Below are 25201 nucleotides of genomic sequence, written 5' to 3'. Positions count from 1 at the left end.
AGGTCCACGGTGAACAGCGAGGACGAGAAGTACGTCGAGTACCTGAAGCGTACGACCTCGGAGCTGCGCCGCACCCGGCGGCGGCTGCGGGCGCTGGAGGCGCGCGACACCGAGCCGGTGGCCATCGTGGCGATGACCTGCCGCTACCCCGGCGGCGTCGGGTCGCCGGAGCAGCTGTGGGACCTCGTCCGCGACGGCGGCGACGGGATCGGCCCGTTCCCCGCCGACCGGGGCTGGGACCTCGACCGGCTCTTCCACCCCGACCCCGACCACCCGGGCACCAGCTACGTGCGCGAGGGCGGCTTCGTCTACGACGCCGGCGACTTCGACGCCGACCTGTTCGGCATCAGCCCGCGCGAGGCCGTCGCCATGGACCCGCAGCAGCGGCTGCTGCTGGAGGCCACCTGGGAGGCGTTCGAACGGGCCGGGCTGCCGCTGCCGGCCGTGCGGGGCAGCCGCACCGGCGTGTTCGTCGGCGCCGCCGCGCACGGCTACGACGCGATCCTCGCCCAGGCCGGGCAGGACGGCGAGGGGCACTCGCTCACCGGCAACTCGACGAGCATCGTCTCCGGCCGGATCGCCTACACGCTGGGACTGGAAGGGCCGGCGGTCACCATCGACACCGCCTGCTCCTCCTCCTCGGTGGCGATCCACCTGGCCGTGCAGGCGCTGCGCAACGGCGACTGCGAGCTGGCCCTGGCCGGCGGCGTCACCGTGATGCCCACCCCGGCCGTGTTCGTCGGGTTCAGCCGCCAGCGCGGGCTGGCCGCCGACGGCCGGTGCAAGCCGTTCGCCGCCGCCGCCGACGGCACCGGCTGGTCCGAGGGCGTCGGCATGCTGCTGCTGGCCCGCCTCTCCGACGCGCAGCGCCACGGCTATCCGGTGCTCGCGGTGATCCGGGGCAGCGCGGTCAACCAGGACGGGGCGTCCAACGGGCTGAGCGCGCCGCACGGCCCCTCCCAGGTGCGGGTGATCCGGCAGGCGCTCGCCAACGCCCGGCTCACCCCCGACCAGGTCGACGTGGTCGAGGCGCACGGCACCGGCACCACGCTCGGCGACCCGATCGAGGCGCAGGCGCTGCTGGCCACGTACGGGCAGGACCGGGGCGACGCGCCGCCGGTGCTGCTCGGCTCGGTCAAGTCGAACCTCGGGCACACCCAGGCCGCCGCCGGCGTCGCCGGCGTGATCAAGATGGTGCTGGCACTGCGGCACGGCGTCGTCCCGCCCACGCTGCACGTGGACCGGCCGTCGCCGCACATCGACTGGGACGCCGGGGCGGTCGCGCTCGCCACCGAGGCCACACCGTGGCCGGCCGTCGACCGGCCGCGCCGCGCGGCGGTGTCCTCGTTCGGGGTGTCCGGCACCAACGCGCACACCATCCTGGAGCAGGCCCCGGAGCCGGAACCCGCCGACGACGAGCCGGCGCCGGTCGACCGGCCGGTCGTCCCGGTGCTGCTCTCCGCCCGTTCCCCGGAGGCCCTCGCCGCCCAGGCCGGGCGCTGGGCCGCCTGGCTCGACGCCGACCCCGACGCCCGGCCGCTCGACGTCGCGTACTCCTCGGTGGTGTCCCGGTCGGTGCTCGACCACCGGGCCGTGGTCGCCGCCGCCGGCCGCGACGACCTGGTGGCCGGGCTGCGCGCGCTCGCCGCCGGCGAACCGGCCGGCACGGTCGTCACCGGCACCGGTACGCCGCGCGGCCAGCTCGCCGTGCTCTTCTCCGGTCAGGGCGCGCAGCGCGCCGGCATGGGTCGGGAGCTGTACGCCACCTTCCCGGTGTTCGCCGCCGCGCTGGACGAGGTGTGCGGGCACCTGGACCGGGCTCTGCCCCGCCCACTCAGGGAGGTGCTGTTCGCCGCCGACGGCACCGACGACGCCGCGCTGCTGGACGAGACCGTCTTCACCCAGGCCGGGTTGTTCGCGGTCGAGGTGGCGCTGTTCCGGCTGGTCGAGTCGTTCGGCGTCACCCCCGACCTGGTCGGCGGCCACTCCATCGGCGAGGTCACCGCCGCCCACGTCGCCGGGGTGCTGTCGCTGGAACACGCCGCCGCGCTGGTCGCCGCGCGGGGTCGGCTCATGCAGGCGCTGCCGGCCGGCGGCGCGATGCTCGCGGTCGCCGCCGCCGAGGACGACGTCCGCGCCACCCTGACCGACCCGGACGCGCCGATCGACGTCGCCGCCGTCAACGGCCCGGCCGCCGTCGTCCTCTCCGGCGCCGCCGACGAGATCGACCGGGCACAACGGCGCTGGCGGGACCTTGGCGTGCGCACCCGGCGGCTCACCGTCAGCCACGCCTTCCACAGCCCGCTCATGGCGCCGGTGCTCGACCGGTTCCGCGCCGTCCTGGACCGGCTGACGTTCGCCGCCCCGACGCTGCCGGTCGTGTCGAACGTGACCGGCGACCTGGCCGACCCGGACGAGATCCGCACCCCCGACCACTGGGTGCGGCACGTCCGCGAGGCGGTCCGCCACGCCGACGGGGTCCGCGCGCTGCGCGCCACCGGCGTCGACACGTTCCTGGAGATCGGGCCGCGCGCGGTGCTCACCCCGCTGACCGCCGACATCCTGCCCGACGAGCCGGTCCGCGCCGTCGCCGTCCAACGCGGCGACCGCGCCGAACCCGAGGCGCTGCTGGCCGCCCTGGCCGACCTGCACGTCCACGGCCACCCCGTCGCCTGGCCCACCTGGTTCACCGGGGCCGGCGCCCGCCGGACCGACCTGCCCACGTACGCCTTCCACCGCCACCGCTACTGGGCCGGCGACGGCAGCGTCCCGCCCGCGCCGCCCGCCGAGGGCGCCGACGGCGACTTCTGGACCGCCGTGGAGCGCGGCGACCTGCCCGCCGTGGCGTCCCACCTGGCCGTGCAGGACGACCCGGAGGCGGTGGCCGCGCTCGCCCCGGCCGTACCGGTGCTCTCCTCCTGGCGGCGGGCCCGGCACCGCGACGCCGCGCTGGACGGCTGGTCGTACCGGGTGGTCTGGGAGCCGGTCCACCCCACCCCGGCGCCGGCCCTGACCGGCCGGTGGCTGGTCGTCGCGCTCGACGACCCCGCGCCGTGGGCCGCCCCGCTGGCCCGGGCCGGCGCCGACGTCGACCTGCTCACCGTGCCCGCCGACGCCGACCGTGCCGCCCTGGCCGACCTGCTGCGCGGCCACCCCGAGCCGGGCTGGCGCGGGGTGCTCTGCGTCCTGCCCGCCCCGGACGCGCCCCGACCCGACGCGCCCGCCGTACCGGCCGGGACGGCGCTGCTGCTCACCCTGACCCAGGCGCTCGCCGACACCGGCCGGTCGGGCCGGCTGTGGTGCCTGACCCGGGGCGCGGTCACGGTCGGCGGCGGGGAACCGCTCACCGACCCGTACGCGGCCGCCGCCTGGGGACTCGGCCGGGTCGTCGCGCTGGAACAGCCCGACCGCTGGGGCGGACTGGTCGACCTGCCGGCCGGCGACACCCCGGACCGGGCCAGTGCCGACGCGCTGCTCGCGGTGCTCGCCGACGGCGGCCACGACGAGGTCGCCGTCCGGGCGCACGGCACCTTCGGCCGCCGGCTCGTCCCCGCCGCCCCGCCCGCCGGACCCGGCTGGCGGCCCACCGGCACGGTGCTGGTCACCGGCGGCACCGGCGCGCTCGGGCGGCAGGTCTGTCGCTGGCTGCTCGACGCCGGCGCGACCGACGTCGTGCTCGCCTCCCGGCGCGGCCCGGACGCGCCCGGCGTCGCCGACCTGGCCGCCGAGCTGCCCGGCGCGCGGGCGGTCCGCTGCGACGTCACCGACACCGCCGCGCTCGCCGCCCTGGTCGCCGACCTGCCCGCGCTGACCGCCGTGGTGCACGCCGCCGGCACCGTCGACGACGGCATCCTCGACGGCCTCGACCTGCCCCGCACGCAGGCGGTGCTGGACGCCAAGGTCCGCGCCGCCCGGGCGCTGCACGACGCCACCGCCGGCCGGGACCTCGACGCGTTCGTGCTCTTCTCCTCGCTCGCCGGCGTGATCGGCAGCGCCGGGCAGGGCAACTACGCGGCGGCCAACGCGTTCGTGGACGCGTTCGCCACCTGGCGCCACGACCTCGGGCTGCCCGCCACCGCGGTCGCCTGGGGCGCCTGGGCCGCCGAGGGCATGGCCGCCGCCAGCGCCGACCTCACCGCGCGGCTGGTCCGGGGCGGCGTGCACCCGCTCCCGGCCGAGCAGGCCGCCGCCGCGCTCGGCCGGATCGTCGGCGCCGGACCGGCGCTCACCGTCGCCGACGTCGACTGGGGACGCCTCGCCGCCACCCGGGGCCGGCCCGCGCCGCTGCTCACCGGGCTGCCCGGCGTGCCGGCCGGACCCGCCGTGGTGACCCAAGCCGTGGTGGTCGGCCGGTCCCTGCCGCAGCTCACCGAGCTGGTCCGCGTCCAGGTCGCGCTGGTGCTCGGCCACCCGGCCGGCCGGCCGCTGCCCGACCGCACGTTCCGCGACCTCGGCTTCGACTCGCTCACCGCGGTCGAGCTGCGCAACCGGCTCGCCGCCGAGACCGGCGCGACCCTGCCCGCCACGCTCGTCTTCGACCACCCCACGGTCGCCGAACTCGCCGCCCACCTGCACGGCCTCACCGCCGACCCGACCGGCGGCGCGGTCGTCGCCGCCGACGTCGACCGGCACCGCGAGCCGGTGGCCATCGTGGCGATGAGCTGCCGCTTCCCCGGCGGCGTCGCCACCCCCGAACAGCTGTGGGAGCTGGTGGCCGGCGGCACCGACGCGCTGTCGCCGATGCCGCAGGAGCGCGGCTGGAACGTCGCCGAGCTGTACCACCCGGACCCGGAGCACCTCGGCACCAGCTACGTGCGCGAGGGCGGCTTCCTGACCGGCGCCGGGGAGTTCGACCCGGCGTTCTTCGGCATCAGCCCGCGCGAGGCGGTGGCCATGGACCCGCAGCAGCGGCTGCTGCTGGAGACCGCCTGGGAGGCGTTCGAACGCGCCCGCCTCGACCCGGCCGGGCTGCGTGGCAGCCGCACCGGCGTCTACGTCGGCACCAACGGGCAGGACTACGGCTCGCTGCTGCTGGCCGCCGGCGACGGCGACGAGAACTACCTCGCCACCGGTGTCTCCGCCAGCGTCATCTCCGGGCGGCTCGCGTACACCTTCGGGTTGCACGGCCCGGCCGTCACCGTCGACACGGCCTGCTCGGCGTCGCTCGTCGCGCTGCACCTCGCCGCCCAGGCGTTGCAGGCGGGGGAGTGCGACCTGGCCCTCGCGGGCGGCGCCACCGTGATGGCCACCCCCGGCATCTTCGTCGGCTTCTCCCGGCAGCGCGGCCTCGCCGCCGACGGCCGGTGCAAGCCGTTCGCCGGCGCCGCCGACGGCACCGGCTGGGGCGAGGGCGTCGGCCTGCTGGTGCTGCAACGGCTCTCCGACGCCCGCCGCGACGGCAACCCCGTCCTCGCCGTGGTGCGCGGCAGCGCGGTCAACTCCGACGGCGCGTCCAACGGGCTGACCGCGCCCAACGGGCCGGCCCAGCAACGGGTCATCCGGCAGGCCCTGGCCAACGCCGGACTCGCCCCCGACCAGGTCGACGCGGTCGAGGCGCACGGCACCGGCACCACGCTCGGCGACCCGATCGAGGCGCAGGCGCTGCTCGCCACGTACGGCCGGGACCGCGACGCCGACCGGCCACTGTGGCTCGGCTCGGTCAAGTCGAACCTCGGCCACACCCAGGCCGCCGCCGGCGTCGCCGGTGTGATCAAGATGGTCCTCGCCATGCGGGCCGGCGTGCTGCCGCCCACCCTGCACGTGGACGAGCCCACCCCGCACGTCGACTGGTCCGCCGGCACGGTCGCGCTGCTCACCGAGGCCCGGCCCTGGCCGGCCGGCGACCGGCCCCGGCGCGCCGCCGTCTCCTCGTTCGGCATCAGCGGCACCAACGTGCACACCGTCCTGGAACAGGCGCCGCCGGAGGAGCCCACGCCGCGTGACGCCGTACCCGCCGGGGAACTGCCCTGGACGCTGTCCGGACGCGGCGCCGCCGCGCTCGCCGCCCGGGCCCGCGACCTGCGCGCCCACCTGGACGCCGTGCCCGACGCCGCGCTGCCCGACCTGGCCTGGTCGCTCGCGACCACCCGGACCGCCCACGAACACCGCGCGGTCGTGCTCGCCGCCGGCCGCGACGACCTGGCCGCCGCGCTGGACGCGCTCGCCGCCGGCCGTCCCGCGCCGCACACCGTCACCCGCGCCCCGGGTACGGGCGGCGACGTGGTCTTCGTCTTCCCCGGCCAGGGTTCGCAGTGGGTCGGCATGGCCGCCGACCTGCTCGCCACCGCCCCGGTGTTCGCCGAGACGTTCACCGCCTGCGCGCAGGCGCTGCGCCCCCACCTCGACTGGTCCCCGGTCGACGTGATCCGGGGTGCGCCGGACGCGCCGTCGCTGGAGCGGGTGGACGTGGTGCAGCCGACGCTGTTCGCGGTCGGGGTGTCCCTGGCCGCGTTGTGGCGGTCCTACGGCGTGCACCCGTCGGCGGTGGTCGGTCACTCGCAGGGCGAGATCGCCGCCGCGTACGTGGCCGGCGGGCTCAGCCTCGACGACGCCGCCGCCGTGGTGGCGCTGCGCAGCCGGGTCATCGCCGAGATCGCCGGCGACGGCGGCATGGTGTCCGTGGCCACCACCGCCGACGAGGCCACCGAGACGATCGGCCGGTGGGACGGGCGGGTCGCGCTCGCCGCCGTCAACGGGCCGACCTCGGTGGTGGTCTCCGGCGACGCCGCCGCCCTGGACGAGCTGATCGCCCACTACCAGGGCCGGGACGTGCGCGTACGCCGCGTGCCGGTGGACTACGCCTCCCACTCCGCGCACGTCGAACCGCTGCGCGAGCGACTGCGTGACCTGCTCGCCGGCCTGCGCCCGCGCACCGGCGACATCAGGTTCCGGTCCACCGTGACCGGTGACTGGACGGACACCGCCGGCCTCGACGCCGACTACTGGTACCGCAACCTGCGGCAGACCGTCGGCTTCGACGCGGCGATCCGCGACCTGGCCGCCACCGGCCACCAGACCTTCGTCGAGGTCAGCGCCCACCCGGTGCTCACCATGGCGATGCAGGAGAGCGTCGAGGCGGCCGCCGCCGACCCGACCGCGGTCACCGTCACCGGCACGCTGCGCCGCGACGAGGGCGACCTCGCCCGGTTCCACCGGGCGCTCGCCGAGGCGTACGCCGGTGGGGTCGCGGTCGACTGGCGACCCGCCTTCGCCGGCCGCGCCGCCCACCGCCTCGACCTGCCCACCTACCCGTTCCAGCGGCAGCTCTACTGGCCGCGCCCGGCCGCCGTCCCGGTGGCCGCCGCCCCGGCCGAGCCGGACGAGGTCGACGCCCGGTTCTGGGCCGCCGTCGAGGCCGAGGACCCGGCCGCGGTCGGCGCCGAGCTGGCCGACACCGCCGACGTGCCCGCCGACGCGCTCGCCGCGCTGCTGCCGGCGCTGGCCGCGTGGCGACGCCGCCACCGCGACCAGGCCACCGTCGACTCCTGGCGCTACCGCGACGGCTGGCTGCCGGTCACCCCCGACGCCGTCGACCGGCCGACACTCGACGGTGACTGGTGGCTGGTCACCGGCCCCGGCGACGTCGGCGTCGACGCGGCGGACGTCGTCGCGGACGCGTTGCGCCGACACGGCGCCACCATCGTCCCGCTCGCCCTGACCGACGAGCGCACCGACCGGGACGCGCTCACCGCCCGGCTGCGCGACCGGCACGCCGACGCCCCACCCGCCGCCGTGGTCTCCCTGCTCGCGCTGGACGAGACGCCGCTGCCCGCCCACCGGCACGTGCCGGCCGGCTACGCCGGCACCGTCACCCTCACCCAGGCCCTCGGCGACGCCGGGATCCGCGCGCCGCTGTGGACGCTCACCCGGGGTGCGGTCTCCACCGGACCCACCGACCCGCTGCCGCACCCCACCCAGCAGCTCGCCTGGGGGTTCGGCCGGATCGCCGCGCTGGAACACCCCGACCGCTGGGGCGGCCTGGTCGACCTGCCCGACACCGTCGACGACCGCACCGCCACCCGGCTGGCCCGGGTCCTCGCCGGCGCCGACGGGGAGGACCAGGTCGCGTTGCGCCCCACCGGCGCGTACGGCCGGCGGCTGCTGCGTGCACCGCTCGGCGACACCCCCGCCCCGCGCGAGTTCCGGCCCACCGGCACCGCGCTGGTCACCGGAGGCACCGGCGCGCTGGGCGGGCACGTGGCCCGCTGGCTCGCCGCCCACGGCGCCGACCACCTGGTACTGCTCAGCCGGCGCGGCCGCGACGGCGACGGCGTCGACGAGCTGGAGGCCGAGCTGACCGCGCTGGGCGCCCGGGTCACCGTGGCCGCCTGCGACGCCGCCGACCGGGACGGGCTCGCCGCCGTGCTCGCCGGACTGCCCGCCGAGCACCCGCTCACCACCGTCGTGCACACCGCCGCCGTGCTCGACGACGCGGTCATCGGCGCGCTCACCCTCGACCGGATCGACCACGCGCTCGGCGCCAAGGTCACCGCCGCGGTCAACCTGCACGAGCTGACCCGCGACCACGACCTCGACGCGTTCGTGCTGTTCTCCGCGATGGCCGGCACCGTCGGCAGCTCCGGCGTCGGCAACTACGCCCCCGGCAACGCCTACCTCAACGCGCTCGCCGAGCACCGGCGCGGCCTCGGCCTGCCGGCCACCTCGATCGCCTGGGGCGCCTGGGGCGGCGGCGGGATGGCCGACGGGGAGTTCGGCCGGATGCTGCACCGCCACGGCGCGCCCGAGATGCACCCCCGCCTCGCGATCGCCGCGCTGCACCAGGCGCTCGCGCACGACGAGACGTACCTGACCGTGTCCAACATCGCCTGGGACCGGTTCCGGGTCGCGCTCACCGCCACCCGCCCGGCCCCGCTGATCGCCGAGATCCCCGAGGCGCGGCAGCTCGCCGCCGACCGGGAGCCGGACGAGACGGCCGAGGCCGCGCCGGCCGGCGCGTTCGCCCGGATGGCGTCCGACGAGCGCCGGGAGGCGCTGCTCGACCTGGTCCGCGACCAGGCGGCCACCGTCCTCAAGTACGCCGGCGGCGAGGCCGTCGACCCGCACCACGCGTTCCGCGACCTCGGCTTCGACTCGGTCACCGCGGTCGAGCTGCGCAACCGGCTCGCCACCGCCACCGGCCTGCGGCTGCCCGTCACGCTGGTCTTCGACTACCCGACCGCCACCGTGCTGGCCCGGCACCTGCACACCGAACTCGGCGGCGTCGCCGAGGCCGGCCCGGCCGCCGGACCGACCCCGCTCGCCGACGACGAGCCGGTCGCGATCGTCGCCATGTCCTGCCGGTTCCCCGGCGGCGTCACCGACCCGGAGCGGTTCTGGCAGCTGCTGCACGCCGGCCGCGACGCGGTCTCGGACCTGCCCGGCGACCGCGGCTGGGACCTCGACGGGCTCTACGACCCCGACCCCTACTCCGCCGGCACCTCCTACGTCCGCACCGGCGCGTTCCTCTACGACGTGGCCGACTTCGACGCCGGTTTCTTCGGCATCTCACCCCGCGAGGCCGTCGCCATGGACCCGCAGCAGCGCCTGTTGCTGGAGACCTCGTGGGAGGCGATCGAGCGGGCAGGGGTTGATCCGGGTGGCTTGCGGGGTTCACGAACAGGGGTGTTCGTCGGCACCAACGGCCAGGACTATGGGGCCCTGTTGATGGTGTCCGCGGACGAGGTCGAAGGGTTCGCGAGCACCGGGAACGCGGCGAGCGTGGTCTCGGGGCGGGTGGCGTACGTGTTGGGGTTGGAAGGACCGGCGGTCTCGGTGGACACGGCGTGTTCGTCGTCCCTGGTCGCGCTGCACCTCGCGGCGGCGGCGCTGCAACGCGGCGAGTGCGACCTGGCCCTCGCCGGCGGCGTGACCGTGATGGCCACCCCCGGGCTGTTCGTCGAGTTCTCCCGCCAACGCGGCCTCGCCCCCGACGGCCGGTGCAAGGCGTTCGCGGCCGCCGCCGACGGCACCGGCTGGGGAGAGGGAGCCGGGATGCTGCTGGTCGAGCGCCTCTCCGACGCCCGCCGCAACGGCCACCCGATCCTCGCCGTGCTGCGCGGCAGCGCGGTCAACCAGGACGGCGCGTCCAACGGGCTCACCGCACCGAACGGGCCGTCGCAGCAACGCGTGATCCGGGCGGCCCTCGCCGCCGCGCGACTGTCCCCGGCCGACGTGGACGTGGTGGAGGCGCACGGCACCGGCACCACCCTCGGCGACCCGATCGAGGCGCAGGCGCTCATCGCCACGTACGGGCAGGGCCGCGCCGACGTCGAACCCCTGCTGCTCGGTTCGGTGAAGTCGAACATCGGCCACACCCAGGCCGCCGCCGGCGTCGCCGGCGTGATCAAGATGGTCCTCGCCATGCGGGCCGGCGTGGTCCCGCCCACCCTGCACGTGGACGCGCCGTCGCCGCACATCGACTGGTCGGCCGGCGCGGTCGAGCTGGTCACCGAGAACCGGGCCTGGCCCGCCGCCGGACCGCGCCGGGCCGCCGTCTCGTCGTTCGGCATCTCCGGCACCAACGCGCACGTCATCCTCGAACTCCCCGACGCGACGCCCACCGGCGCGGACACCGCCCGGCCGGGGCTGCCCGCCGGCGCGGACGACGCACGGCCCGGGCTGCTCGACGGCGCGCTCGCCTGGCCGCTGTCGGCGCGGACCCGCGACGGGGTGGCCCGGCAGGCCGGGCGGCTCGCCCGGCACCTGCGCGCCCACCCGGCCGACCCGGCGGCGGTCGCCTGGTCCCTGGCGACCACCCGGTCGGCGTTCGACCACCGGGGCGCGGTGGTCGGGTCCTCGGTCGAGGACCTGCTGTCCGGGCTGGACGGGCTGGCCGCCGGCACGCCGTCGCCGGCGGTGGTGACGGGCACGGTGGCGGGGCGCGGCGCCGGCCCGGTGTTCGTGTTCCCGGGGCAGGGCGCGCAGTCGGCGCGGATGGCGGCCGGTCTGGTGGGTCGGACGCCGGTGTTCGACGCGGCGCTGTCCGAGTGTCAGGTGGCGTTGGCCCCCTATCTGGACGTGGACCTCGTGTCGGTGTTGACCGGCGACGACGAGTCGTGGTTGGACCGGGTCGAGGTGGTGCAGCCGGTGCTGTGGGCCGTGGGCGTCGCCCTCGCGGCGGTGTGGCGGCACGTCGGGGTCACCCCGCAGGCGGTGATCGGTCACTCGCAGGGGGAGATCGGCGCGGCGTGTGTCGCGGGGATCCTGTCCCTCGATGACGCGGCGAAGACGGTGGCGTTGCGGTCGCGGGCGCTCGTCACGCTGCGGGGGACCGGGACGATGGCGTCGGTGGACCTGCCCGCCGACGAGGTGACGGCGCGGCTGGAGGCCGACCGCGCGACAGGCGGTGCTGTCGGACCCGACGCGGTGGCACCGGGTGACACCGACGGCCCGGGTCGGTTCTCCGGTGTGGGGGTCGCGGCGGTGAACGGTCCGTCGACGGTGGTGGTGTCCGGTCCGCCGCAGGCGGTCGCCGACTTCGTGGACGCGTGTCAGGCCGACGGTGTCCGGGCGAGGTTGATCCCGGTCGACTACGCCTCCCACTCCTCTGCGGTCGAAGAGGTCGCCCAGCGGTTGCGTACCGACCTGGCCGACGTGACGCCGCAGCAAGGCCACACCCGACTGGTGTCCACGTTGACCGGCGACTGGGTGGACCCGTCGACCATGATGGCGGACTACTGGTACGACAACCTGCGGCAGACCGTCCGCTTCGACACCGCCGTGCGGACCGCGATCGACGCGGGGCACAGCACGTTCGTGGAGATCTCCCCGCATCCGGTGCTGGCCATGCCGGTCACCGCGATCCTCGACGACACCGCCACCACCGGCCACGTGCTGTCCACGCTGCGTCGAGGCGACGACGACCCGACCCGGCTGCTGACCAACCTCGCCACCGCGCACACCGTCGGCCTGCCCGTCGACCTCACCCGCGTCCTGCCCGAGACGACCACCGTCGACCTGCCCACCTACGCCTTCGACCGGGCCCGCTACTGGCCCCGCACCCGCACCGTCGACGCCGCCGACGTCCCGACCGGGGCCGACGCCGCGTTCTGGGCCGCTGTCGACAACGAGGACCTCGCCGCCCTGGCCGACCTCACCGCGCAGGACGCCACCGAGTCCCTCGACCGCCTCGGGGCCGCGCTGCCGCTGCTCGCCGACTGGCGACGCCGCCAACGCGACCGGTCCACCCTCGACGACCTGCGCTACCGGGCCGTCTGGCAGCCGTACGCCGGGGTTCCGGTCGCGTTCCTCACCGGCGCCTGGTGGGTCGTGGCGGACCCGGACGGCGTCGCCGAGGCGGAGACGGCCGTGGCCGAACTGACCCGGCGCGGCGCGGACGCCCGGCTGGTCCTGCTGCCCGAGGACGCCACGGACCGCGCCGCCGTCGCCGCCCGGCTCACCGCCGCCGGCGCCGGCCCGGTCGACGGGGTGCTGTCCCTGCTCGCCCTCGCCGACACGCCGGTCGACGCCCCGGTGCCGCCGTTCCTGGCCCGGTCGGTGGCCCTGCTCCAGGCGCTCGGCGACCTGGACGTGCCCGCGCCGCTGTGGTGCGTCACCCGGGGCGCCGCCGGCACCACCCGTGACGGCGGCGTCGACCGGCCCGAGCAGGCGCTGCTCTGGGGCCTCGGCCGGGTCGCCGCCCTGGAACACCCGCAGCGGTGGGGCGGCCTGGTCGATGTGCCGGCCACCCTCGACGACCACGGCTGGGACCTGCTCTGCGCCGCGCTGTCCGGCCCGGACGGTGAGGACCAACTCGCCGTCGACGGCGTCACCCTGCTGGTCCGCCGCCTCGTCCGGGCCCCCGGCGGCGGTGCCGACCCGGCGGACGGGCACCCCGGCACCACGCTCGTCACCGGCGGCACCGGCGCGCTGGGCGGGCAGGTCGCGCGCTGGTTCGCCGACCGGGGCGCGGCCCACCTGCTGCTGGTCAGCCGGCGCGGCGCCGACGCGCCGGGCGCGGCCGACCTGGTCCGCGACCTCACCGACCGGGGTGCCCGGGTCACCGTCGCCGCCTGCGACGTGGCCGACCGGGCCGCGCTGGCCAAGCTCCTCGACGACGTGCCGGCCGACGCGCCGCTGACCACTGTGGTGCACGCCGCCGGCGTCCTCGACGACGGGGTGCTCGACGGCCTCACCGCCGACCGGATCGCCGACGTGCTGCGGCCCAAGGCGCTCGGCGCGCTGCACCTGCACGAGCTGACCGCCGAGAAGGACCTGCGGGCGTTCGTGCTCTTCTCCGCGCTGCCCGGGCAGCTCGGCGCCGCCGGCCAGGGCAGCTACGCCGCCGCCAACGCCTACCTGGACGCGCTGGCCGAGCAGCGGCACCGGCAGGGCCTGCCGGCCACCTCCGTCGCCTGGGGGCCCTGGGCCACCGGCGGCATGGCCGACGCCGACCCCGCCGTGGCCGAGCGTCGCCGGCGCAGCGGCGTCACCCGGCTCGACGCCGACCTCGCCCTCACCGCGCTCGCCGGCTGCCTCACCGGCCGCGAGCCGGTCACCCTGGTCGCCGGCGTCGACTGGGCCCGGTACGTGCCCGGCTTCACCGCGGTCCGGCCCAGCCCGCTGCTCACCGGGATCCCCGAGGCGCGCCGCGCCGCCGCCGAGCGCGCCGAGGAGGGCGGCCCGACCGCCGACTCGCTCGCCGCGCTGCTCGCCGGGCAGACCGACGCCGAGCGGCGCCGGACGCTGCTGGACCTGGTCCGCGGGCAGGCCGCGGCGGTGCTCGGACACGCCTCCGACGCCGCCGTCGAACCGGACCGGGCGTTCCGGGACCTCGGCTTCGACTCGCTGACCGCGGTGGAACTGCGCAACCGGCTCACCGCCGCCACCGGCGTACGGCTGCCCGCCACCGTCGTGTTCGACTACCCGACCGCCGCGCTGCTCGCCGAGTACGTCCGCGCCGCCGTCGTCGACGGGGGAGTGGCCACCGCGACGCCGGTCTTCGGCGAGCTGGAACGGCTGGAGGCCGCGCTGGCCGGCGCCGCGCCCGACCGGGGCGCCCGGCTGCGGATCACCGAACGACTGCGCACGCTGCTGGCCTCGCTCAACGAGGTGGACGCCCCGGCCGACGGCGACGGTGTCGCCGGCAAGCTCCAGGACGCCACCCCGGACGAGGTCTTCGACTTCATCGACCGCGAGCTGGGGGTGTCCTGACGTGACCGGTGCCGGTTCGGGTCGACACAGGGGATGGGCGGACCATGGCTGACGAGGCGAAGCTTCTCGACTACCTGAAGCGGGTCACCGCCGACCTGCACCAGGTGCGGCAGCGGCTGCGCGAGGTGGAGGCCGGTGAGCAGGAACCGGTCGCCATCGTCGGCATGAGCTGCCGCTTCCCCGGTGGGATCGACACTCCGGAGCGGCTGTGGGAGGTGGTCGCCGCCGGCCGGGACGTGCTCACCGAGTTCCCCACCGACCGGGGCTGGGACCTCGGCGCGCTGCACGACGGCGACCCGGAGCAGGACGGCACCTCGTACGCGCGCCGGGGCGGCTTCGTCACCGACCTCGCCGAGTTCGACCCGGGCTTCTTCGCCATCTCGCCCCGCGAGGCGCTGGCGATGGACCCGCAGCAGCGGTGGCTGCTGGAGACCACCTGGGAGGTCTTCGAGCGGGCCGGCATCGACCCGCACACGCTGCGCGGCAGCCGCACCGGCGTCTTCGCCGGCAGCACCGGGCAGGACTACGGCACGGTGCTGATGAGCGCCGCCGCGCAGGGCCTCGAGGGCCACCTGATGACCGGCAACGCCGGCAGCGTGGTGTCCGGCCGGCTCGCCTACACGTTCGGCCTGGAAGGGCCGGCGGTCACCGTCGACACCGCCTGCTCCTCGTCGCTGGTCGCGATGCACCTGGCCGGGCAGGCGCTGCGGCAGCGCGAGTGCACGCTCGCCGTGGTCGCCGGCGTCACCGCCATGTGCACCCCCGGCGCGTTCGTCGAGTTCTCCCGCCAGGGCGGCCTGGCCGCCGACGGGCGGTGCAAGGCGTTCGCCGAGGCCGCCGACGGCACCGGCTGGTCCGAGGGCGTCGGCGTGCTGCTGCTGGAACGCCTGAGCGACGCCCGCCGCAACGGCCGCCGGATCCTCGCCGTGCTGCGCGGCAGCGCGGTCAATCAGGACGGCGCGTCGAACGGGCTCAGCGCCCCGAACGGGCCGGCCCAGCAGCGGGTGATCCAGCAGGCACTGTCGAACGCGGGCCTCGCCGCCGGCGGCGTGGACGTGGTGGAGGCGCACGGCACCGGCACCCGGCTCGGCGACCCGATCGAGGCGCAGGCGCTGCTGGCCACGTACGGGCAGGACCGGGGCGACGCGGCGCCGCTGCTGCTCGGCTCGGTCAAGTCGAACCTCGGGCACACCCAGGCCGCCGCCGGCGTCGCCGGCGTGATCAAGATGGTGCAGGCGATGGCGCACGGCGTGGTGCCGCCCACGCTGCACGTGGACGCGCCGACCTCGCAGGTCGACTGGGACGCCGGCGCGGTCACGCTGGTCACCGAGGCCACCGCGTGGCCGGCGGTGGACCGGCCGCGCCGCTCGGCGATCTCCTCGTTCGGCGTCTCCGGCACCAACGCCCACACCATCCTCGAACAGGCCCCGCCGGACGAACCCGGCCCGGCCGACGCCGCGCCGGCGGCCACCCGACCGGTCGTACCGGTGGTCGTCTCCGCCCGCGACGACGCCGCGCTGGCCGCCCAGGCCGGCCGGTGGGCCGACCGGATCGCCGCCGACCCCGACCTCACCGCGCCCGACGTGGCCTTCTCGTCGGTCACCGCCCGGGCCGCGCTCGACCGGCGGGCCGTGCTCCCCGCGACCGGCCGGGACGACCTGCTGGCCGCGCTGCGCGCACTCGCCGCCGGCACGCCGCAGGCCGGCACCGTGACCGGGCAGGCCACCGACCGGCAGGGCGTCGCCGTGCTCTTCTCCGGTCAGGGCGCGCAGCGCGCCGGCATGGGCCGGGACCTGTACGCGGCGTTCCCGGTGTTCGCCGCCGCCCTCGACGAGGTGTGCGGTCACCTCGACCCGTTGCTGCCGCGACCGCTGAAGCCGGTGCTGTTCGGCGACGGCGACCTGCTGGACCGCACCGAGTTCACCCAGGCCGGCCTGTTCGCGGTCGAGGTGGCCCTGTTCCGCCTGGTCGAGTCGTTCGGGGTGACCCCGGACGCCGTCGGTGGCCACTCGATCGGTGAGATCACCGCCGCGCACGTGGCCGGGGTGCTGTCGCTGCCGGACGCCGCCGCGCTGGTCGCGGCCCGGGGCCGGTTGATGCAGGCGCTTCCCGACGGCGGCGGGATGCTCGCGGTCGCCGCGCCGGAGCCCGAGGTGGCCGCGTCGGTCGCGGCCCGGACGGACGTGGGGATCGCGGCGGTCAACGGCCCGGCGTCGGTCGTGGTCTCCGGCCCGGTCGACGCGCTGACCGCGCTGGAGCACACCTGGCGCGACCGGGGCGTCCGGGTCCGCCGGCTCACCGTGTCGCACGCGTTCCACAGCCCGCTGATGGAACCGATGCTCGCCGACTTCCGCACCGTCCTGGACGGGTTGACGTTCGCCGCGCCGACCCTCCCGGTCGTGTCCAACGTGACCGGTGCGGTCGCGGACCCGGCGGAGCTGACCACCGTCGACCACTGGGTGCGGCACGTCCGCGAGGCGGTCCGGTACGCCGACGGGATCACCGCCCTGCGCGACGCCGGGGTGGACACGTTCCTGGAGATCGGCCCGCAGAGCGTGCTCACCGCGCTCACCGCCGAGATCCTGCCCGCTGACGACGCCGTGCTCGCCGTGGCCGTCCAGCGCCGCGACCGGGACGAGACCGCCGCGCTGCTGGCCGGCCTGGCCGAGCTGCACGCGCACGGCGTCCCCGTCGACTGGTCGCCGTGGTTCACCGGCACCGGCGTCACCCGGGTCGACCTGCCCACCTATGCGTTCCAGCACCAGCGCTACTGGCCGGAGGCCGGCGGCGGCTGGACCGGCGACGTCACCGCGGTCGGTCTGCGGCCCGCCCGTCACCCCCTGCTCGGCGCCGCCGTCGGCGTCGCCCACGCCGAGGGTTTCCTGTTCACCGGCCGACTGTCGAGGCGCACCCACCCGTGGATCGCCGACCACGTCGTCTTCGACACCGTGCTGCTGCCCGGCACCGGCTTCGTCGAACTCGCCCTGCAGGCCGGCGCGCACGTCGGCGCCGACCACGTCCGCGAGCTGACCCTCGAAGCGCCGCTGATCCTGCCCGAGACCGGCGGCGTGGACATCCAGCTCTGGATCGGCCCGGCCGACGAGACCGGCTGCCGGTCCGTCTCGCTGCACTCCGCGCCCGACGACGAGCGCATCGACCGGGACCCCGACGGTGACCGGGCCTGGACCCGCAACGCCAGTGGCGTCCTCGCCGACCGCCCGGCGAAACCCGGCGTACCCGGCTGGTCCGACCTGGCCACCTGGCCGCCGCCGGACGCCACCGAGGTGCCCACCGACCGGCTCTACCCGCACCTCGCCGCCCAGGGCTACGACTACGGCCCGTCCTTCATCGCGCTGCGTACCGCCTGGCGGCGCGGCGACGACCTCTTCGCCGACCTGGCGCTGCCCGAGACGCCGGCCGGCGAGGCCGGCGGGTACGGCGTGCACCCGGCACTGCTCGACGCCGCCCTGCACACACTCGGCCTCACCAGCGCCGCCGGCGACCCCACCGGTCCCGGCCTGCCCCCCGGCCACGGCCGGCTGCCGTTCTCCTGGAACGACATCGCGCTGCACGCCGCCGGGGCCGCCGCCGCCCGGGTGCGGGTGCGGCACACCGGCGCCGACAGCGTCTCCCTGCTCCTCGCCGACGTCACCGGCGCCCCGATCGCCTCGGTCGGCTCGCTCGTGCTGCGCCCGGTCACCGCCGACCAGCTCCGCACCGCCGGGGGCGGCGGACCCGAGTCGCTGTACCGGGTGGACTGGACACCGCTCGCCCTGCCCGCCGCGCCGTCGACCGCCGCCTGGGCGGTCCTCGACACCGACACCGCGCTCGCCGACGCGGTCGCCGCCACCGGAACGGCCGTCACCGCGTACCCCGGTCTCGCGGCCCTGACCACCGCGCTGGACGAGGGCGCGGACGCGCCCGGCGTGCTGGTCGCGCCGTTCCTCGACCCGCCGGGCGGGCGCGACGTGCCCCGGTGGGTCGCCGAGGTGACCCACCGGGCGCTCGACCTGCTGCAACGGTTTCTCGCCGACGACCGCTACGACGCCACCCGCCTGGTCGTGCTCACCCGCGCCGCGGTCGCCACCGGCCCGGACGACGACCTCACCGACCTGGCCGGCGCCGCCGTCATCGGCCTGCTGCGCTCCGCCCAGTCGGAGAACCCCGGCCGCTTCGTGCTCGTCGACACCGACGACCCGGCTGGCGCCGCCGGCGCGCTCGTGGCGGCGCTGGACACCGACGAACCGCAGGTCGTCGTCCGGGCCGGCGTCGCCTCCGGCGCCCGGCTGGCCCGGGTGCCCGCGCCCGCCGACCCGACCGGCACGCCGTTCCACGCCGACGGGACGGTGCTGGTCACCGGCGCCACCGGCACGCTCGGCCAGCTGATGAGCCGGCACCTGGTGACCCGCCACGGCGTGCGGCACCTGCTGCTCACCAGCCGGCGCGGCCGCGACGCCGCCGGCATCGGTGAGCTGTGCGCCGAGCTGACCGCGCTCGGCGCCACCGTCACGGTCGCCGCCTGCGACGTCGCCGACCGGGACGCGGTCGCCGCGCTGCTCGCCGACCTCCCCGCCGACCACCCGCTCACCGCCGTGGTCCACGCCGCCGGGGTACGCGACGACGGCGTCATCTCCTCGCTCACCCCGGACCGCGTCGACGGGGTGCTGCGCCCGAAGGTCGACGCCGCCTGGCACCTGCACGAACTGACCGCCGACCTCGACCTCACCGCGTTCGTGTCGTACTCCTCGCTCGCCGCCACCGCCGGCGGCCCGGGCCAGGGCAACTACGCCGCCGCGAACGCGTTCCTCGACGGGCTCGCCCACCACCGCCGCGCCCGGGGACTGGCCGCGCTCACCCTGGCCTGGGGCCTCTGGGCCGACCGCAGCGGCATGACCACCGAACTGGACGACGTCCACCTCAACCGGATCTCCCGCTCCGGCGTGTCCGCGATGGAGGCGGAGGAGGGCCTCGCGCTCTTCGACGCCGCCTGCCGCGTGCCGGCCGCCGCGCTGGTGCCGGCCCGCCTCGACCTGGCCGCCATGCGGGCCCAGTTCGCCGGCGCCGTCCCGCCGCTGTACCGGGCGCTGATCCGGGTCGCCCGGGGCGCCGCCGCGCCGGCCACCGGCGCGTCCCTGGTGCACCAGCTCGCCGCGCTCGGCGACACCGACCGCCGCACCGCGCTCGTGGAGATCGTCCGGGGGCAGGCCGCCGCCGTGCTCGGCTACCCCGACCCGGCCGCCGTCGACCCGCGCCGGGCGTTCAGCGACCTCGGCTTCGACTCGCTCACCGCCGTCGAGATGCGCAACCGGCTCGGCAACGCGTTCGGACTGCGGCTGCCCGCCACGCTCGTCTTCGACCACCCGAGCCCGCACGACCTCGCCGCGCACCTGGACAGCGAGATCGCCGGCACCCCCGTCCCGGCCCGGCCGGCCGCCGCGCCGGTCGCCGTCGCCGACGACGAACCGCTGGCCATCATCGGGATGGCCTGCCGGCTGCCCGGCGGTGTGGCCAACCCCGACGACCTGTGGCGGCTGGTCGCCGACGGGGTCGACGCCGTCACCGACCTGCCCGGCGACCGGGGCTGGGACCTGGACACGCTGTACAGCCCCGACCCGGACGCCACCGGCACGTTCTACGCCCGCGGCGGCGGCTTCCTCGCCGACGTCGACCGCTTCGACCCCGGCTTCTTCGGCATCAGCCCGCGCGAGGCCCTGGCGATGGACCCGCAGCAGCGGCTGCTGCTGGAAACCACCTGGGAGACGTTCGAGTCCGCCGGCATCGACCCGACCTCGGTACGCGGCAGCAGCACCGGCGTGTTCGTCGGCACCAGCGGTCAGGACTACGGCTCGCTGCTCGCCTTCGCCCCGGAGGAAACCTCCGGATACGCGCTCACCGGCATGACCAGCAGCGTCATCTCCGGCCGGGTCGCCTACACGTACGGCCTGGAGGGCCCGGCGGTGTCGCTCGACACGGCCTGCTCCTCCTCCCTCGTCGCGCTGCACTGGGCCGGTCAGGCGCTGCGCCGGGGCGAGTGCGACCTTGCTCTCGCGGGCGGCGTCATCGTGATGGCCACCCCCACCGCGTTCGTCGAGTTCTCCCGGCAGCGCGGCCTGGCCGCCGACGGCCGGTGCAAGTCGTTCGCCGCCGCCGCCGACGGCACCGGCTGGTCCGAGGGTGTCGGCCTGCTGCTCGTGCAGCGCCTGTCCGACGCCCGCCGGCAGGGCCGTCACGTGCTCGCCGTGGTCCGCGGCAGCGCGGTCAACTCCGACGGCGCGTCCAACGGGCTCACCGCCCCCAACGGACCGTCGCAGCAGCGGGTCATCCGGGCGGCCCTGGCCGCCGCGCGGCTCGGCCCGGCCGACGTGGACGTGGTGGAGGCGCACGGCACCGGCACCACGCTGGGCGACCCGATCGAGGCGCAGGCGCTGCTCGCCACCTACGGGCAGGACCGGCCCGAGGACCGGCCGCTGCTGCTCGGCTCGATCAAGTCGAACATCGGGCACGCCCAGGCCGCCGCCGGCGTCGCCGGCGTGATCAAGATGGTGCAGGCCATGCGGCACGGCACCGTCCCGCGCACGCTGCACGTGGACGCACCGTCCCCGCACATCGACTGGGACGCCGGCGCGGTCGAGCTGGTCACCGAGGCGCGCCCGTGGCCGTCGGCGTCGCGCCCGCGCCGGGCCGCCGTGTCGTCGTTCGGCATCTCCGGCACCAACGCCCACGTCATCGTCGAACAGGGCGACGAGCCCGCCGCCGCGGCCCCGACCGCCGCCGGCCTGCTGGACGCCGCCGCGACGGTGTGGCCGGTGTCCGCGCGCTCGCGTGCCGCGCTGGCCGGGCAGGCCGCCCGCCTGGCCGGATACGTCCGGTCGCGCGGCGAGGTGGACCCGGCCGCCGTGGCGTGGTCCCTGGTGGCCACCCGGTCGGCGTTCGACCACCGGGGCGCGGTGGTCGGGTCCTCGGTCGAGGAGTTGCTCTCCGGCCTGGACGCGCTGGCCGACGGGTCGCCGTCACCGCACCTGGTCACCGGCACCGCGTCCGCAGCCGGTCCGGTGTTCGTGTTCCCCGGTCAGGGTGCGCAGTCGGCGCGGATGGCGGCCGGTCTGGTGGGTCGGACGCCGGTGTTCGACGCCGCGCTCGCCGACTGTCAGGCGGCGTTGGCGCCGTTCCTGGACGTCGACCTGCCGTCGGTGTTGACCGGTGAGGACGAGTCGTGGCTTGAGCGGGTCGAGGTGGTGCAGCCGGTGCTGTGGGCCGTCGGGGTCGCGCTCGCGGCGGTGTGGCGGCATGTCGGGGTCACCCCGCAGGTGGTGATCGGGCATTCGCAGGGGGAGATCGGCGCGGCGTGTGTGGCGGGGATCCTGTCGCTGGAGGACGCGGCGCGGACGGTGGCGTTGCGGTCGCGGGCCCTGTCGGTGCTGCGCGGCACGGGCACGATGGCGTCGGTGGACCTGCCCGCCGACGAGGTGACCGCCCGCCTCGGTGTCGCCGCCGGGACGGCCGGCGGCGTCGACGGGTCCACGGCCGACTCCGCCGGCTCCGGTGCTGCCGACAACCGGTTCGCGGGTGTCGGGATCGCGGCGGTGAACGGCCCGTCCACGGTGGTGGTGTCCGGTCCGCCGCAGGCCGTGGCCGACTTCGTCCAGGCGTGTCAGGCCGATGAGATCCGGGCCCGGTTGATCCCGGTGGACTACGCGTCGCACTCCGCCGCCGTGGAGGACGTCGCCCAGCAACTGCGCGCCGACCTGGCCGACGTCGCCCCGCAGCCCGGTCACACCCGTCTGGTGTCGACGTTGACCGGGGACTGGGTGGACCCGGCCACCATGACGGCCGACTACTGGTACGACAACCTGCGCCGCACGGTCCGCTTCGACACCGCGGTGCGGACCGCGATCGGCGCGGGGCACAGCACGTTCGTGGAGATCTCCCCGCATCCGGTGCTGGCGATGCCGGTCACCGCGATCCTCGACGACACCGCCACCACCGGCCACGTGCTGTCGAGCCTGCGTCGAGGCGACGACGACCCGACCCGGCTGCTGACCAACCTGGCCACCGCCCACACCGTCGGCCTACCCGTCGACCTCACCCGCGTCCTGCCCGAGACGACCACCGTCGACCTGCCCACCTACGCCTTCGAGCAGCACCGGTTCTGGCTCGACCCGCCCGCGCACCGGGCGCACGACGTCGCCTCCGCCGGCCTCCAGGACGCCGGGCACCCGTTGCTCAGCGCCGCCGTCACGTTCCCCGACAGCGAACGGATGGTCTTCACCGGCCGGCTGTCCGTGCGTACCCACCCGTGGCTCGGCGAGCACCGGGTGATGGACGCGATCCTGCTGCCCGGCACCGCCTTCGTCGAACTGGCCGCCCACGCCGGCGAGCAGGCCGGCGCGCCGGTGGTCGAGGAACTCACCCTGCTCGCCCCGCTCGTGCTGCCCGAACTGGGCTCGCTGCAGATCCAGCTCACCGTCGGCGACCGCGACGACGCCGGCCGCCGACCGGTGCAACTGCATTCCCGCCCCTACCGGGACGGGTCCGACGAGATCCTCGCCGACGTGGCCTGGACCTGCCACGCCACCGGCCAGCTCGCCCCGCGCGCCGCCGTCGCGCCCGCGTTCGACCTCGGCGTGTGGCCGCCGCCCGGCGCCACCGAGGTCGACTCCGACGCCTTCTACGCCGGCATCGAGTCGACGGTGTTCGGCTACGGGCCGGCCTTCCGGGGCCTGCGCGCCGCCTGGACCCGCGGCGACGAGGTGTTCGCCGAGGTGGCGCTCCCCGCCGACCACCACGCCGAGGCCGGCCGGTTCGGCATCCACCCGGCGCTGCTCGACGGCGCGCTCCAGGCCATGTCCATCGGCGGCTTCCTCGGCCGGATGGGCGACGGCGCCGACGCCACCGTCCCCCGCCTGCCGTTCGCCTGGACCGGCGTCACGCTGCTCGCCGCCGGCGCCACCGCGCTCCGGGTCCGCGTCGCCTCCGCCGGCGACGTCGGCGTCACCTTCCAGGTCGCCGACGCCACCGGCGCGCCGGTCCTGCACGCCGAATCGCTGATCATGCGCCGGGTCACCGGGGACGCGCTCGGCGCCGCCCGCTCCGGCCGGCACGAGTCGCTGTTCCGGCTGGACTGGCCGGCGCTGGCCGTGCCCGCCGCGCCGACGCCCGCCGCCGGCCGCTGGGTGGTCCTCGGCGACGACCTCGCGCTCAGCGCCGCCGGGGAGGCGGCCGGCGCCCGGACCCGCACGGACCTCGCCCCCGAGTCCTTCGCCGACCTGCTCACCGGCGGCGAGGCCGCCCCCGAGGTGGTCGTCGTGCCGGTCGCCGCGCTCGGCGACGGCACCGGCGCCGAGCTGGCCGCACAGGCCCGCGCCACCACCCACCGCGTGCTGGACCTGGCGCGGGCGTGGCTCGCCGACGACCGGTTCGCCGACACCCGACTCGTCCTGGTCACCCGCGACGCGGTGGCCACCGGGGAGCAGGCCGAGGTCAACCTGCGGCAGGCCCCCGCCTGGGGGCTGATCCGCACCGCCCAGGTCGAACACCCCGGCCGCCTGCACCTGCTCGACCTGGACGCCGACCCGGCCAGCGCCGCGCTGCTCGCCGCCGCGATCGGCACCGGCGAGCCGCAGCTCGCCGTGCACGCCGGTCAGGTACGCGCGCCGCGCCTGGCCCGCGTACCGGCCGGACTGGAACCGCTGCCCGGCGGCGTCGACCCGGACGGCACGGTGCTCGTCACCGGCGGCACCGGCGTGCTGGGCCGGCTGCTGGCCCGCCACCTGGCCACCACCCACGGGATGCGGCACCTGCTGCTCGCCGGCCGGCGCGGCGCGACCGCCGACGGCGTCGCCGAGCTGGTCGCCGAGCTGGCCGAGGCCGGCACCGAGGTCACCGTCGCCGCCTGCGACGCCGCCGACCCCGACGCGCTCGCCGCGCTGCTCGACGGCATCCCCGCCGCGCATCCGCTCACCGCCGTGGTGCACGCCGCCGGCGTGCTCGACGACGGCGTGCTGGAGTCGCTCACCCCGGACCGGGTCGACGCGGTCGCCGTACCCAAGATCGACGCGGCGTGGCATCTGCACCGGCTCGCCGCGGGCCGGGACCTCGGCGCGTTCGTGCTCTTCTCCTCGGCCGCCGGCACGCTGGGCAGCGCCGGTCAGGCCAACTACGGCGCCGCGAACGCGTTCCTCGACGCGCTCGCCGAGCACCGGCGGGCCCAGGGGCTGCCCGGCATCTCGCTGGCCTGGGGACTGTGGGAGCAGGCCAGCGGCATGACCGGTCACCTCGCCGACGCCGACGTGCGCCGGATGGCCGAGCAGGGCGCCGGCGGGCTCCCCACCGAGCAGGCGCTGCACCTGTTCGACGCGGCCTGGCGGCTGGACGCGGCCGCCGTCGTACCCATGCGCCTGGACGTGGCGGCGCTGCGCGCGCAGGCCGAGTCCGGCGCGCTCGCCCCGCTGCTGCGCGGCCTGGTCCGGGTGCCGCTGCGCCGCTCGGTCGACGCCGGCTCCGCCGCGACCGGCGGCGTGCCGCTCGCCCAGCGGCTCGCCGGCCTGTCCGACGACGAGCGGCGCCGGGTGCTCCTCGACGTGGTCCGGGCCAACGTCGCCGCCGTGCTCGGTCACGCCGGACCGGAGGCCGTCGACCCGGGCCGGCTCTTCACCGACCTGGGCTTCGACTCGCTCACCGCGGTCGACCTGCGCAACCGGCTCAACACCCTGTCCGGGCTGCGGCTGCCCGCCACGCTGGTCTTCGACTACCCGACGCCGCAGGCGCTGGCCGGGAAACTGGCCGGCGAGATCGCCGCCGACGCCGCCCCCTCCACCCAGCCGCTGTTCCAGGGCATCGACGCGGTGGAGTCGCTGCTCACCACGCTCGCCCTCGACCCGGAGACCCGGGACCGGTTCACCACCCGGATGCGGGACCTGCTCGCCAAGGCCACCGACCTCGCCGGCCCGGCCGTCGAACCGGACCGGCCCGACCTCGACGCGGCCAGCGACGACGAGATCTTCGACTTCATCAGCAAAGAGTTTGGAATCTCCTGACATGACCGAACCGC

2 protein-coding genes are annotated in these 25201 nt (G+C 76.9%); both read left to right on the top strand.

Translation table 11 applies throughout. The features are described 5' to 3' along the window. The first annotated feature begins 9 nt into the window (after positions 1-9). Positions 10-14151: a type I polyketide synthase gene (locus CO540_RS05170; RefSeq protein ID WP_099161134.1), complete on the top strand. Its 14142-nt coding sequence runs from the start codon at positions 10-12 to the stop codon at positions 14149-14151. Between the two features lie 8 nt (positions 14152-14159). After that, positions 14160-25187, top strand: a complete 11028-nt coding sequence (locus CO540_RS05165; RefSeq protein WP_371682272.1) for a type I polyketide synthase — start codon at positions 14160-14162, stop codon at positions 25185-25187. Positions 25188-25201 lie beyond the last annotated feature (14 nt).

Source organism: Micromonospora sp. WMMA2032, from assembly GCF_002688545.1.
GTDB classification, from domain to species: Bacteria; Actinomycetota; Actinomycetes; order Mycobacteriales; family Micromonosporaceae; genus Micromonospora; species Micromonospora sediminicola.
This window is presented reverse-complemented; position numbering and strand designations above follow the sequence as displayed.